The following is a 12192-nucleotide window of genomic DNA, read 5'->3' as shown; positions in this document are numbered from 1 at the left end:
GTGGTCGCAGGGCGCGCTGGGACACGGCGACCGCGGTGACGTCACGCGGTCGGCGGTCGGGTGGCGCGGCAGCTGCGGTCAGGCAGCGAGTTCGCCGGCCTGGAGTTGCCAGAGGGATGCGTAGAGTCCGTGCTGGGCGAGGAGTTCGTCGTGCGTGCCCTGCTCGGCCACGACTCCGCCCTCGTCCATGACGTAGATCCGGTCGGCGTGGCGGACCGTGGAGAGCCGGTGGGCGATGATCACCATCGTCCGGTCGGCCGCGAAGACGCGGAGCGTGCGCTGGATGGCGGCCTCGGTCTCGTTGTCCACGGCGGAGGTGGCTTCGTCGAGGATCACGACCGGCGCGTCCTTGAGGATCGCGCGCGCGAGCGAGATCCGCTGCCGCTGGCCGCCCGAGAGGGCGGCGCCGCGTTCGCCGATCACCGTGTCGTAGCCGTCCGGCAAGGCCGCGACGAAGGCGTGTGCCTCGGCCATCATGGCGGCTTCGACCACGGCCTCGTCCGAGGCGCCGAAGCTGCCGTAGCGGATGTTGTCGGCGATGGTGCCGTCGAAGAGGAAGGGGTCCTGGGCGACGAACCCGATCGCGTGACGCAGATCGTGCCGCGGCACGTCGCGCACGTCCCGCCCGTCGAGCAGCACGCTGCCGAACTGCGTGTCATGGAATCGCATCAGCAGCTTGGCGATCGTCGTCTTGCCGGAGCCGGTGGCGCCGACGAGGGCGGTGACCTGCCCGGCGGGGACGGTCAGCGAGAGGTCCTCCAGCGCCGGCGGCCGACCGGGGTAGGCGAAGGTCACGTTGTTGAGGACGATCTCCCCGTGCACCTTCTCGACGTCGAGCGGTCCGCCGGTGCCGTCGGTCTCGGCGGGCAGGGCGTGCAGCCGCTGGACGCGGTCGTAGGCGGTGATCGCGCGCTGGTACTGGTCGACGATGCCGCCGAGCCGGGTCATCCGCAGCAGCACCATCTGAGGCAACCCGATCAGCGGGCTGAACACCTCGAACGGCAGGCTGCCGTTGAGCACCGACCGGCCGCCGATCAGCAGGGTTCCGGCCATCGAGCTGGTCGTGCAGACCCGGACGATCTCAGCGTGGCGGATCGTGCTCCGGTCGGTCTGCTGGTTGCTCTCCTGAGCCTCCCCGCTCAGCCGGTCGATGCGCTCGGCCTCGTAGTCCTCGGTGCAGAAGCTCTTGACGGTGGCGCCGGCCTCCAGCGTGTTCACCAGTTGGCTGTGCAGCCTGGCGCGGTGCTCGCCGGAGACGGCGTAGTCGGCCGCGACCTTGTCCTGGTAGTGGAACGACAGCCAGGCGATGACCGGGATGGGCAGGAACGCGATCCAGGCGATCTGCGGCGCCAGCAGCAGGAACAGCGGCACCAGGAGGGCCAGGCTGGTGCCCAGTTGCAGCAGGTCGTTGGCCGAGGTGGCGAAGAAGGTGCCCAGTTGGCGGACGTCGTCGGTGAGCGCGCCAGCGATCCGGGTGGTTCGCTCGCCCTCCAGGTGCCGCAGTTCGAGGTGCTGCACGTGGGCGTACGTCCGGTTGCGCCAGTCGTGCTCGATGTCCTGGCCGAGCCGGCGCCACTGGACGTTCGAAGAGTACGAGAGACCCGCCACGGCGGCACAGGCCGCCGCCACCAGTCCTGCCAGACCCCAGAGTTGAGCGGACGCGGTCGTCAGGCCCAAGCGGACGAGCGGCGCGGCCTCGCCCTTGATGAGGACCAGCGCGGTCCAGCCGAGGAAGGTACCGAGCGCCATCTCCGAGACCTGGCAGGCGACCGACAGCGCGGAGGCGCGGTGGAGACGCCGGCGGTGCGGTCCGACGATCTCCAGCAGGGGGTGTCGTTCGGCGCCGGCTCCGGGCAGGTCCTGGGGCGCGTCTACGGTTCTGCGCCAGGCCTTGCGGACAACGGCCCCGGTCGCCGCCGCCACTCCGCCCAGCGCCACTAGTTGCTTGCTCGGTGCCGATCCGCGGATCAGGGCGATGCCGGCCGCCACCCCACCCCCGACGGCAAGCACGGAGCGCACGACGCCGCGGTCCGGCTCGGCGGCGGGCCGTGCCGGGGCCGCACGCCCCGCTCCGGCCGAGCCGTCCACCATCGCGGTGACGGCTTTGCGGACGAGTCCGCCGACGTCCGCGGCTCTCACCCGCGCGTCGTGCCGGACGAGGACCCCGCCGGTGATCGGGCTGGCCTGCGCCTCGGTAATGCCGGGAAGGCGTCGCAGGAGTGCGGCGAGGACTTCGGCCGCCTGAGGCCGTCCGACAACCAGCTTGACGTCCCAGCGCTGGCGGCCCGGAATGACCGAACGCGGACGCACGTCCAAATCCACGGAGCGATATCCGGCTGCGGCAGCCAGCAGAGAGGGCATCTACGATCACCTGTTTATGGAGGTCGCAAAAAAAGACCGTGTCGAGCACGACGAATCAATGCGACAGAGTGGAAATTCCGAGAGAAACGAAGTGGCCGACAGATCCGCGGCCGACCGGCACTCGGGTGCATTTCTCCGAGCCCGCGTGGCGGCCCACGCCGCTGGACAAACCTTTAGCGCGCCTTGCTGCCGCCGGCAGTCGCGCGGATCTTCGGAGCCCTCGCATCGCCCTCGGCCCGGGCGGCGACCTCATCCTGCTCGGCCTTCGGGGCGCTGCTCTCGGCGGCCCGCCGGCCGTCACCCGGAGGGGCTTGGACGTCACCGGCGGCGATCTGCGCCGCCACCATCTCGGCGGCCACCTCGGCCGCAAGGTCATGGATGTTCTCTCCGGCCTCGTGGGTCGCCTTCTTCACCTCATAGGCGAGACTGACGGACGTCTTGACGACGCCGCGCATCAACGGCTTGAGGAGACGCTTGGCCAGTGGCGCGGCGATGAGACCGATCAGGAAGGGCGGTACTACGGGCGGCATGATGCTCCATCCTCGTTACGCATAGGTGAGATAGGGACCCCCGGGGCACTGCGAACTCCGAAGCAGCACACAGTTGGGCGGATGGAAGCACCCAATTCCAGAATTCGAGATCTCCCCAATGGGTTGAATTCCTCGTCGATGGGTCCTACATCCGCTCTTCCATCACCGTAGTCGATCCATGTCCACCGGTGCCAAATGGTCCCGGCTGGTTTCACTCATGTGAGTGCTATTGCTCTCCCCGAGCACCATTGATTGCGGTATGCGGACGATCCGCTGGACTTATTTTCCTACATACTGAGGCGGGAAAACGGCGGCCCGCCACCTCCCGGCACGGCTTCGTGGAAGCTCCGCACGTCGAATTCGGCGCGCCGGCCGACCTCCACCCAGACCCGCGGTCGGCCGACCTCCAGGTAGCCCGCGCGGCAGCAAAACGCCCGCCCGGGCGGCGGCGCCGCCGCTGCTGGGTGGGGCGTCCGGCGTCCGGTTCAGTGGCTGCCGCGCTGTTCGGGTCGGGGCTGGAGCCGGCTGCGCGCGGGAAGGAGCGACCGTGCCGGTCTTTCAGGCCGAACGCGGCGTCGCTTCGAGGCTGTAGCGGTCAGACGAACGAGCAGGGTGTGGCTCGCCGGGGAAGACTTGGCGGGTGTGCCAGTCGCGGTGAGCGGCAGCGGCAGGGCGCGCACCTGGCTGTGGGCTGACGAATGGACGGCCCGCGAGAGCTATGACGTGCTCGCGGGCGGCCGGGCTGTGGTCGACGAAGCGCTGTGAGACCAGGATGCGGCGACCCTCTCCCACGCGAGCACGCCTTTGTCGAGGAGCTTGTGGTGCGGCGAGCGCAGGTACGGCCCGATGTTGTCGTCGGGGCCGCCGAACGCCCACCAGCGCACGTGGGCGGGCCTCCAGCCCAACAGCTGCTGGAGCGCTCCGATCCGCCGGCCGATTGGCATGTCGAGCCATGCGAGGTCGCACTGCATCCGAAGCTCGCGCAAGAGAGCCGGATGCCGCTGACGGGTGCGGGAGCAGAGCCACGTTCGATATCGACTGGCAGGTGAGTCCTCGAACACCCGGCGACAGCCGACCACACATACGAAACGATGTAGCCTCCGATGACCGCCCTTGACCTGCAGAAGCAGGCAGGGAGCAGAAGAATTGGGGTTTCTACATGTTTCGTACAGTATTCAAGTCCAAGATCCACCGGGCCACCGTGACCCAGGCCGACCTGCACTACGTCGGCTCCGTCACCGTCGATGCCGCACTGATGGAAGCCGCAGACCTGCTGCCCGGCGAGCTGGTGCACATCGTCGACATCGACAACGGCGCCCGCCTGGAGACGTACGTCATCGAGGGCGAACGCGGCTCCGGTGTCATCGGTATCAACGGCGCCGCCGCCCACCTCGTCCACCCCGGTGACCTGGTCATCCTGATCAGCTACGCCCAGGTCGACGACGCCGAGGCCCGTGGACTGACCCCGCGCATCGTGCACGTCGACGCCGGCAATCGTATCGTCGCGCTCGGCGCCGATGCCTCCGAGCCCGTACCCGGTACCGCCACCGAACGGAGCCCGCACGCCGTCCCCGCGGCGCGCTGACCCGGCTCGACCACCGAGGGAGCACCCGTCATGGCAGAACAGACCGACCGGATCGAACTCGACATCCGCGACGACCGCGCGAGCGGCAACCTGCTCGCGTACGAGAACGGCAAGGCCGTTGGAGTCATCGCGTACTTCGTGATGGACGGCGACCCCGCGGCGCTCGTGGCCGTGCACACCGTCGTCGAACCCGGCCACGAGGGCAAGGGCATCGCCGGCGCCCTCGTCCAGGAGTTCTACGCCATGGCGGCCCTTGAGGGCGTCCCCGTCGTCCCGCTCTGCCCGTACGCCGCGAAGTGGGCGCAGCGCCACCCCGACCGGGCTCCCGAAGCCCCGGCCGAACTGGTGGAGCAGGCGAAGGTCCAGCTCAAGTCCCACCCCGAACTGTAGTGATCCCATCGGCCGGGGGGTGTACCGTTCGGCCGATTACGCTCGCCCTGCTGCACATCTCCCCGGTCCCCGGTCCATGTCGCGGTCTTCGACGCTCTCCGGGACACGGACCATCCCGGATCAGCCCTGCGTCATCTCGTGTACGAGGACCTGCTCACCCGGGCAAGGGAACCGGGCCCGGAGGTGGTGGCGGGCAAGATCAGGACGCTGCTCGCGGGCGCCGTCGCCGAGGGTTCCTCCGCAGTCCTCTGTACCTGTTCGACGATCGGCGGGGTCGGGGCCGACCCTCGCGCTGCTCGCCGGAGGGGCGGGGGACCGGCCCGTCGAGGTCCGTACCGTGATGGTCGACGGCGCCTGGGCGTGCTTCGAAGCCGGTGACGGTGACGGCTGTCTGGACCTGGTCGCGGTCGCGGCCGATGCGGTGACGGACGCCGATGTGATCGTGCTCGCGCAGGCGTCCACGGCCGATGCGGTCACCCGTACGGACACCCGGATCCCGGTGCTTTCCAGCCCCTGGCCGGGCCTCGCCGCCGAGGCCGCCGCCGCGCGCTGACCAGCCGTTCGGGTTCCGGACCTGCGCGGATCATTCGGAACCTGTACGTATGGACTCACCAGGCGCGGGCAGTCGCTCCGAGGGACGGTGGAAGGAGATCCACCCCGAACCGCTCGGAGGCCCCCGATGACCAATCCGTACCCCGACCCCGTGCCACCGGCGCCCACCCCGGGACCGATGCCGGGGCCTCCGGCTCCACTGCCGGAGCCGCCGCCCCCGCCGCCGGGCCCCGTCCCGCCCGGCCCGTCACCGGATCCGATTCCGCAGCCGCCCACACCCGAGCCGGCGCCGACGCCGGCGCCCCGGTCGGCCGGATGACCGCCGCCGGGTGTGCTTCGCGGGCTCTGTTCTCCCGGGCGGTACGCCTCAGGCCCCGGCCAGGACGGCGTTCGCCCGCGCGGTGACCTCGGTGAGTACGCGGCCTGCCGCTGCCAGGTCCTCGGCCGGCAGATCCGCGTACAGCCGGGCCGTGATGTCCGCTATGCCCGCCCTGTGTGCGTGCTGGCGGTCACGACCTGCGGGCGTGAGGCCGACGCGGGCTGTGCTGCCCGGGACCTCCTCCAGCAGCCCCGCGGCGGACAGCTCGGCCACCGTTGCTTCGGCGGCCTCCGCGTCGATCTTCAGCGTGCCGGTCATACGGTCGACGAGTCGGCCGCGCTCGATCGACTCGCCGGTGTCCGCGATGACGTTCAGTGCCACCGACTGATGGAACGTGGTTCCGGTGGTCGCCAGCAGTCGTTCGAGAACGGCCCGGGTGGCGTAGTGGGCCTGGCCGATGACCTGGCCGTTGACGGTCGGTGTGACAGGCATGACTACTCCTTGGTGGATTTGGTCGATGAACTTGGAATTGCGGGAATCGGTACGTCGAGAAGTGCTGTCAACGTGCGGGTGAATGCCTTCGTGTCCGCACCGTCCAGGCCGCCCAGCGGGGCCAGTTGCTGATCGAGGAGCTCTCGTACGACATCGACCGCGCGGAGCGTGACCGCGCGCCCCTCATCGGTCAGCGAGAGCTGGACGGCCCGGGTGTCGCCGGGATCGGTGGTGCGCTCGATGAGGCCGGCGGTCTCCAGGGTGCGGGCCAGTTTCGACACGTAGAGGGGCTCGAGCCCGGTGTGGTCCGCGAGCCGGCGCTGGCTGGGCCGCAGCCCCGACTGTTGCATCCCCAGCAGGGATCCGAGCAGTGAGTACTGCGCATGTGTCAGGCCGAGCGGGCCGATCATCCGGTCCACGGCCACCCGCCACTTCATCGACAGGCGCCAGACCAGGAAGCCGGGGGTCGGTCCCTGCGGTGCGTTGCTCATGAAAGATAGAGTACATGGCGACTATGTACTTGGCTATTATTTACATGGCCGCTGAATTGCGTGCGCGGGCACGGCCGCCTTGGCGAGGGAGGCGTCCGCTTCCGTGGTGCGGCCCGCTGCGATGAGGGTGCGCGCGACGCTCCGGTGCAGTCCGGCCACCAGTTCCGGATCGGACACCTGCGGCGCGAGAGCCAGTGCCGGCTCACCCGCCTGTGCGGCGCGGGCATGGGCGCCCATGTCCATGTACGGCGCGATCGCGGCTATGTACAGCAGCAGGAGTGCGCCGGAATCCTGCAGGCCGGAAGCGTTGAGCTCGTCGATGGCGCTTTCCAGCAGGTAGCAGGCGTAACGGAGTTCACCCGCCAGTAGATGGGCGACCGCCCGGCCGCGGACGGCCGGGGCGCACCGGGGGAGCGGTGCGTCGGCGAGCAGCCTCTCCGCGGCCTCGAAGTGGCCGCGGCCGCGGGCAGATCGCCCGTCTCCAGTGCGCACTGGCCGAGTCCGAGCAGGGCTGCGGTGCGTTCGCTGTCGAGTCCGTGCCTATCGGCCTCGGCGAGCAGCCGGGTGTAGGTGGCGGCGGCGTCCTCGGTGGCGCCGGTGGCCAGTGTCCGTTGGGCCTCGACGAGCTTCAGCCGCAGCTCGGTGGCGAGATGGGCGGGGCGTCCGGTCGCCAGTTCCTCGTACGTCACGCCGAGCCGGTCCGCGAGGTGGCGCACGGCCGCTTCCGACGGGCGGACCCGGCCCGCCTCCAGGGTGGAGATATAGGCGGGGTGCAGGAGGACTCGGCGAGCTGTCGCTGGGTCGGTCCGAGTTCGGTGCACAGCCGTTGTACGCGCCGACCGGCGGCTCGGCGGTCGGCGTAGCCGGCGTACGGCACTTGGACCGGAGGCGAGCCGGGCGGAATCAACTCCACCACCTACACGCCCGCGCAACTCACCGAGAACCAGGCCAAGTGGTAACGCCGGCTGGGGCGGAGCGACCCGGCGGGCGGCACGGTCGGCGCGTACGAGGGCAGCGCCTATTACCCGTTCGGCATCCACCGCCCCACCGCCTCATCGATCATGCGCGAGCTGAGCAACACCGAGTTCAACCTGCCTGGACGTGAGGCGGTGATCGCCGGGTTCTACCGTGCGGGCAACGCACTGAGCAGCACCGTCGACACGGACGCCACCGTCGGACCCGGCCGCCGTATCGCGGTGACCCCGGCGGACCTCACCGCCGTCGGTGCCGCCACCGGCCTCGCCAGGACCGATCCACGCTGGTACGTCGACGGCGTCGAGAAGGTCGCCGCCCGGGGACGTACTCCGTCACCCCGGCCTCGCTCGGAGTCCATGCGGACGGTCGCAGCCACAAGGTGACCGCCGAGGCCGTGGACCGTACGGACGCCATTCGCGATCCCGCCGTCCGTGCCCTGGCCACCGACACCCTCACCTGGAGCGTCAGACCGACCGGACGCCGGTAGCAGTTGCTCAGGCGATGATCGGGACGACGGCCTCGGGCGTCAGCATCCGGAAGGTGAAAGCCTGATGGAGGTAGAGCCGGATACTGGTCGCGTCGTGGTCCTGATAGCCGATCGACAGATCCTGGCCCAGGCACAGTTCGAAGTCGCCGCCACGGGTGGACAGCAGCACACCACCCGCGACGGCGGGCGCCCAGAGGATCTGGTCGTCGAGCAGCCGGGCCAGGTGGGTGGCCACCGGATATCCGTGGTCGGAGGTCTCGGTCGCCTCGGTGAAGGCGTCGGCACCGAGCAGCAGCCGGTACGGCCCCCCGACACCGGCCAGCCGCAGTCGGGTGAGTGCCTGGCTGACGGTGGCCGGGTAGTCGCGGGCGTCGGCCGGCAGCGGCAGCGGTGAGTGCGAGGAGCCGTCCCGAAGTCCGGTGATGCCGGCCGACGCGTACCCGTCGATGATCGCCATGTCCTCGGCGAACGCACAGGTGCGGGCCGCTTCCTTGACGGGCTGCCAGTCGCTGTCGGCGGAACCGCGCTCGACGTCGTCCACGGCCGACCGGGTCACCGTGAACGGCACCCGCCAGTCGATGACGGGCACCGAGGTGCGGGCCCGGGCGATCACGTCCGGCGTGGGGGGATCGATGTCGCGCAGATGACCGTCGCCGATGGCCGCCAGTCCGGGGCCGTCCGGGCCGGTCACGTCGACGACACGGCGGCCCGCCAGATGGCGGCTGAAGGTGCGCCGGGCCTCTTCTTCGATCTGGTCCCAGGCGGCTTCCGTGACAGGGGCGAGTTCGCGGTGGAGGTTGTTCATCACTGGACGCTTTCTTGCAGGCTGCCGATGTGCAGCGAACCGTCGTCCGAACGGGCCGGGGCCGGTGCCACCGCCGGCGCGGACGCCGGCTCCGGCAGGGTCTCGGTCGCGGTCACTGCGGGCGACGGCGGCGGGGCGTCGAAGAAGTCGGCGCTGGGGACGTAGAAGAGCGTGCCGGTGACCGCCGTCGAGAAGTCGAGGATGCGGTCGTACGTGCCGGTCGGATTTCCGAGGAACATATTGCGGAGCATCTGCTCGGTCACGCCCGGGTCGGCGGCGTATCCGATGAAGTACGTACCGAACTCGCCCTGTTCGAAGCTGCCGAACGGCATGTTGGCCCGCAAGATCTCGCGTTCCGTGCCGTCCGGGCCGGTGATCGTATTGAGGGCGACATGCGAGTCGGCGGGCTTGACGTCGTCGGAGAGCTCGATGTCGGCGAACTTCGTACGGCCGATGACCCGCTCCTGCGCCTCGGTGCTCAGCGTGTTCCAGGACGCGAGGTCGTGCAGATACTTCTGCACGATGACATAACTGCCACCCGCGAACTCCGGATCCTCGGCGCCGACCAGGGCCGCCGACCGTGCCCCCGCCCCCACCGGGTTCTCGGTGCCGTCCACGAAGCCGAGCAGATCCCGGTGGTCGAAGTAGCGGAACCCCTGCGTTTCGTCGACGACCTTCACCGCGCCGCCGAGCCGGTCCAGGAACCGGGCCGCCCACTCGTAACACACGTCCATCCGCTCGGCCCGGATGTGGAGCAGCAGGTCCCCCGGAGTGACGGGGGCATGGTGTCGGGCACCGTGCAACTCCTGGAACGGGTGGAGCCCCGCAGGGCGCGGCCCCGCGAACAGCCGGTCCCAGGCGTTGGAACCGAAGCCGGTCACGGAGACCAGGCCGGTGCCGGGGAACCGGAATCCGATGGAGCGGGCGATCGCCGCGAGATCGGGCAGCACCTCGCGTACGACGTGCTCACCACCGGGCTCGATCGTGGCGACCAGGATCAGGGCGGCGCTGGTCAGCGGCGCGACGACGGGCTGTGCCGCGACAGGTTCCGGCGAGGCGTCGGGCATACGGGGGCTCCATGGGTCGTCAGCGGTACGGAACGGCAGCGGGCTCGCGGGTGTGGGGGCGACGAGCGGGCCCGCTGCTACTTACGCATACGTACGACGACGCCGCACCCCGGGTCACCCGACCGGGCGACTACGCGGATGGTCCTGTTCCCGTGATCCCCGGGCGCGCCTTTGGGCCGTCACGCGGGGCGACCAACCGACGATCCGGGACGCGAGTTCATCCGCGTATCCGGAGGCCAAGGAGCCGCAGGGGCCCGCACGTGGTCGTCGACCGCAGCCTGATCAACGGCCAGTACCCGTCCTTCTCCATACCGCCCGAGGCGGAACTGCTGAAGAAGCCGACCTGACGAGGGGTGCCATCACGCGCCGGGGCGGCGTCGACGCATCCGGGGCGCGGGGTCAGCCGTCCACCACGACCGGCCGGTCCGGCGGACAGTCCGCCAGGAGCATCGCGATCAGCTCGGGCAGCCCGGCCGGCAGCAGCAGGTCCGTCGTCGCGGCGGTTCCGCGGCGGTCCACCAGCGGTGTCCGGGTCCGGGGGCGCATGCGTCAGCCCGGTCTCCTGCAACTCCCTCCGCATTCACCGAGGGCGTGGAGCGCCCACCGGCGTCGCGTATCAGCCTGCCTCGACCTCCGACCGGTCGCCGCCCCAGAGCGTGTGGAAGGAGCCCTCGCGGTCCGTGCGCCGGTATGTGTGCGCGCCGAAGAAGTCGCGCTGTCCCTGGGTGAGCGCCGCGGGCAGCCGGTCCGCGCGCAGTCCGTCGTAGTACGCGAGCGCGGCTGCGAACCCCGGCGTCGGCACCCCTTGCCGTACCGCCTCGGCGACCACTGTGCGCCAGTCGTCCTGCGCCGCACCGATCTCCTCGGCGAACTGCGCGTCCGAGAGCAGGCTCAGCAGGTCGGGGCGGGTGTCGTAGGCCGCCCGGATCCGGTCCAGGAACGCGGCCCTGATGATGCACCCGGCCCGCCAGATCGCTGCCACCGTGCCGAGGTCGATGTCCCAGTCGTAGGCCTCGCTGCCCGCCCGGATCTGGTGGAACCCCTGCGTGTACGAGACGATCTTGGACGCGTACAGCGCCTGCTCCACCCGGTCGGCGAAGGCCGCAGCCGCTGTCTCGTCGAGCGCCTTGGGCGACGGGCCCGCCAGGTCCTGCGCCGCTTCGCGCAGATCCGCGTGGCCGGACAGCGAGCGGGCGAATACGGCCTCCGCGATACCGGAGACGGGCACCCCCAGATCCAGCGCGATCTGCACCGTCCAGCGGCCCGTGCCCTTCTGCTCCGCCCGGTCCTGCACGATGTCGACGAAGGGCTTTCCGGTGGCTGCGTCGGTGTGGGCGAGGACCTCCGCCGTGATCTCGATCAGATACGAGTCCAGGCGGCCGGTGTTCCAGCTGCGAAATGTCTCGGCGATCTTGGCGGGGGAGTAGCCCGCCACCGCACGCAGCAGGTCGTACGCCTCCGCGATCAGCTGCATGTCCGCGTACTCGATGCCGTTGTGGACCATCTTCACGAAGTGCCCGGCACCGTCGGGACCGATGTGGGTGGTGCACGGGGTGCCGTCCTTCGCCTTGGCGGCGATCTTCTCCAGCAGCGGCCCCAGCGATTCGTACGACCGGGTCGAGCCGCCCGGCATGATGCTCGGCCCGTTCAGCGCGCCCTCCTCCCCGCCCGAGATGCCGACGCCCACGAAGTGGATGCCGCGCTCGCGCTGTTCCTTCTCGCGGCGGCGGGTGTCCTCGAAGTGTGCGTTGCCGCCGTCGATGATGACGTCGCCCTCTTCGAGGAGCGGGGCGAACTCCTGGATCACGGCGTCCGTCGGATCGCCCGCCTTCACCATGATGACCAGCCGACGCGGACGTTCCAGCGCCGCGACGAACTCCTCCGGCGTGTGTGCGGCAACGAAGGAACCCTCGTCGCCGAACTCCTTGACCAGGGCGTCCGTCTTCGCGGTCGTGCGGTTGTGCAGGGCGACCGTGAAGCCATTGCGGGCGAAGTTACGAGCAAGATTGCGGCCCATGACCGCGAGTCCTGTAACGCCGATCTGCGCAGTGCCGCTCATCTGTGTGCTCTGCAATCTGTGTGGGGGATGCCGGAATCTTCAGTATGGATACGGGGCGCGGGGACGGCCTGTTCTTCAT

Annotated in this window: 11 protein-coding genes and 3 pseudogenes; 4 read left to right on the top strand and 10 right to left on the bottom strand. The window is 70.1% G+C overall.

Going from position 1 to position 12192, the window contains the following annotated elements; translation table 11 throughout:
- Nucleotides 1-78: 78 nt before the first annotated feature.
- The 3 genes and pseudogenes from OG953_RS05680 to OG953_RS05670 all read right to left on the bottom strand — a co-directional run.
- Nucleotides 79-2361 (bottom strand): ATP-binding cassette domain-containing protein, encoded by a 2283-nt coding sequence (locus OG953_RS05680; protein WP_405682846.1) that lies wholly within the window; start codon nucleotides 2359-2361, stop codon nucleotides 79-81.
- A 173-nt stretch (nucleotides 2362-2534) separates the two neighbouring features.
- Complete coding sequence (locus OG953_RS05675) at nucleotides 2535-2891, bottom strand: DUF5132 domain-containing protein (protein WP_405682845.1); 357 nt, start codon at nucleotides 2889-2891, stop codon at nucleotides 2535-2537.
- 558 nt (nucleotides 2892-3449) lie between these two features.
- Nucleotides 3450-3787: pseudogene (locus tag OG953_RS05670) on the bottom strand (hypothetical protein); the annotation flags it as partial.
- 263 nt (nucleotides 3788-4050) lie between these two features.
- Between OG953_RS05670 and panD the strand changes: the two are divergent.
- From panD to OG953_RS05655, 3 genes and pseudogenes are all read left to right on the top strand, one after another.
- On the top strand, nucleotides 4051-4476 hold the full coding sequence (gene panD, locus OG953_RS05665) for an aspartate 1-decarboxylase (protein ID WP_405682844.1): 426 nt from the start codon (nucleotides 4051-4053) through the stop codon (nucleotides 4474-4476).
- Nucleotides 4477-4506: 30 nt separating this feature from the next.
- Nucleotides 4507-4866, top strand: coding sequence for a GNAT family N-acetyltransferase (locus OG953_RS05660; protein ID WP_405682843.1), 360 nt, complete (start codon nucleotides 4507-4509; stop codon nucleotides 4864-4866).
- A gap of 66 nt (nucleotides 4867-4932) precedes the next feature.
- Nucleotides 4933-5419, top strand: a pseudogene (locus OG953_RS05655) (arylsulfatase); the annotation flags it as partial.
- Nucleotides 5420-5785: 366 nt separating this feature from the next.
- On the opposite strand, the gene OG953_RS05650 reads toward OG953_RS05655, so the two are convergent.
- From OG953_RS05650 to OG953_RS05640, 3 genes and pseudogenes are all read right to left on the bottom strand, one after another.
- Nucleotides 5786-6229 carry a hypothetical protein gene (locus OG953_RS05650; RefSeq protein WP_405682840.1) on the bottom strand — a complete coding sequence of 148 codons (444 nt, stop codon included), beginning with the start codon at nucleotides 6227-6229 and terminating at the stop codon, nucleotides 5786-5788.
- Nucleotides 6230-6231: 2 nt separating this feature from the next.
- A complete protein-coding gene (locus OG953_RS05645) occupies nucleotides 6232-6720 on the bottom strand; it encodes a MarR family winged helix-turn-helix transcriptional regulator (protein WP_405682839.1) in 489 nt (162 codons plus the stop codon).
- A 72-nt stretch (nucleotides 6721-6792) separates the two neighbouring features.
- Nucleotides 6793-7597 (bottom strand): annotated as a pseudogene (locus tag OG953_RS05640) (helix-turn-helix domain-containing protein); the annotation flags it as partial.
- 88 nt (nucleotides 7598-7685) lie between these two features.
- Here OG953_RS05640 and OG953_RS05635 point away from each other — a divergent pair.
- Nucleotides 7686-8078 carry a M64 family metallopeptidase gene (locus OG953_RS05635; protein WP_405691657.1) on the top strand — a complete coding sequence of 131 codons (393 nt, stop codon included), beginning with the start codon at nucleotides 7686-7688 and terminating at the stop codon, nucleotides 8076-8078.
- Between the two features lie 111 nt (nucleotides 8079-8189).
- Here the strand turns inward: OG953_RS05635 and OG953_RS05630 are convergent, their stop codons facing one another.
- The 4 genes from OG953_RS05630 to gndA all read right to left on the bottom strand — a co-directional run bounded on the left by OG953_RS05630 (nucleotide 8190) and on the right by gndA (nucleotide 12113).
- A complete protein-coding gene (locus OG953_RS05630; protein WP_405682837.1) occupies nucleotides 8190-8987 on the bottom strand; it encodes a family 1 encapsulin nanocompartment shell protein in 798 nt (265 codons plus the stop codon).
- Nucleotides 8987-10054, bottom strand: coding sequence for a Dyp-type peroxidase (locus tag OG953_RS05625; protein ID WP_405682835.1), 1068 nt, complete (start codon nucleotides 10052-10054; stop codon nucleotides 8987-8989). Before OG953_RS05625 ends, OG953_RS05630 begins: the two co-directional genes overlap by 1 nt.
- A 399-nt stretch (nucleotides 10055-10453) precedes the next feature.
- The gene (locus OG953_RS05620) at nucleotides 10454-10600 is read right to left on the bottom strand and encodes a hypothetical protein (protein ID WP_405682834.1); all 147 of its coding nucleotides are present in this window, start codon (nucleotides 10598-10600) and stop codon (nucleotides 10454-10456) included.
- Between the two features lie 70 nt (nucleotides 10601-10670).
- Nucleotides 10671-12113: an NADP-dependent phosphogluconate dehydrogenase gene (gene gndA / locus OG953_RS05615; protein WP_405682832.1), complete on the bottom strand. Its 1443-nt coding sequence runs from the start codon at nucleotides 12111-12113 to the stop codon at nucleotides 10671-10673.
- Nucleotides 12114-12192: the final 79 nt, after the last annotated feature.

Source organism: Streptomyces sp. NBC_00057 (genome assembly GCF_045041165.1).
Classification (GTDB): Bacteria; Actinomycetota; Actinomycetes; order Streptomycetales; family Streptomycetaceae; genus Streptomyces.
Note: the sequence above shows the minus strand (reverse complement) of the source record. Positions and strands in the feature narration are given on the sequence as shown.

Excerpts from the sequence above, each read along its gene's own strand:
- OG953_RS05680 (WP_405682846.1), bottom strand. The coding sequence starts at position 2,361 with ATGCCCTCTCTGCTGGCTGCCGCAGCCGGATATCGCTCCGTGGATTTG.
- OG953_RS05675 (WP_405682845.1), bottom strand. The coding sequence starts at position 2,891 with ATGCCGCCCGTAGTACCGCCCTTCCTGATCGGTCTCATCGCCGCGCCA.
- panD (WP_405682844.1), top strand. The coding sequence starts at position 4,051 with ATGTTTCGTACAGTATTCAAGTCCAAGATCCACCGGGCCACCGTGACC.
- OG953_RS05660 (WP_405682843.1), top strand. The coding sequence starts at position 4,507 with ATGGCAGAACAGACCGACCGGATCGAACTCGACATCCGCGACGACCGC.
- OG953_RS05650 (WP_405682840.1), bottom strand. The coding sequence starts at position 6,229 with ATGCCTGTCACACCGACCGTCAACGGCCAGGTCATCGGCCAGGCCCAC.
- OG953_RS05645 (WP_405682839.1), bottom strand. The coding sequence starts at position 6,720 with ATGAGCAACGCACCGCAGGGACCGACCCCCGGCTTCCTGGTCTGGCGC.
- OG953_RS05630 (WP_405682837.1), bottom strand. The coding sequence starts at position 8,987 with ATGAACAACCTCCACCGCGAACTCGCCCCTGTCACGGAAGCCGCCTGG.
- OG953_RS05625 (WP_405682835.1), bottom strand. The coding sequence starts at position 10,054 with ATGCCCGACGCCTCGCCGGAACCTGTCGCGGCACAGCCCGTCGTCGCG.
- OG953_RS05620 (WP_405682834.1), bottom strand. The coding sequence starts at position 10,600 with ATGCGCCCCCGGACCCGGACACCGCTGGTGGACCGCCGCGGAACCGCC.
- gndA (WP_405682832.1), bottom strand. The coding sequence starts at position 12,113 with ATGAGCGGCACTGCGCAGATCGGCGTTACAGGACTCGCGGTCATGGGC.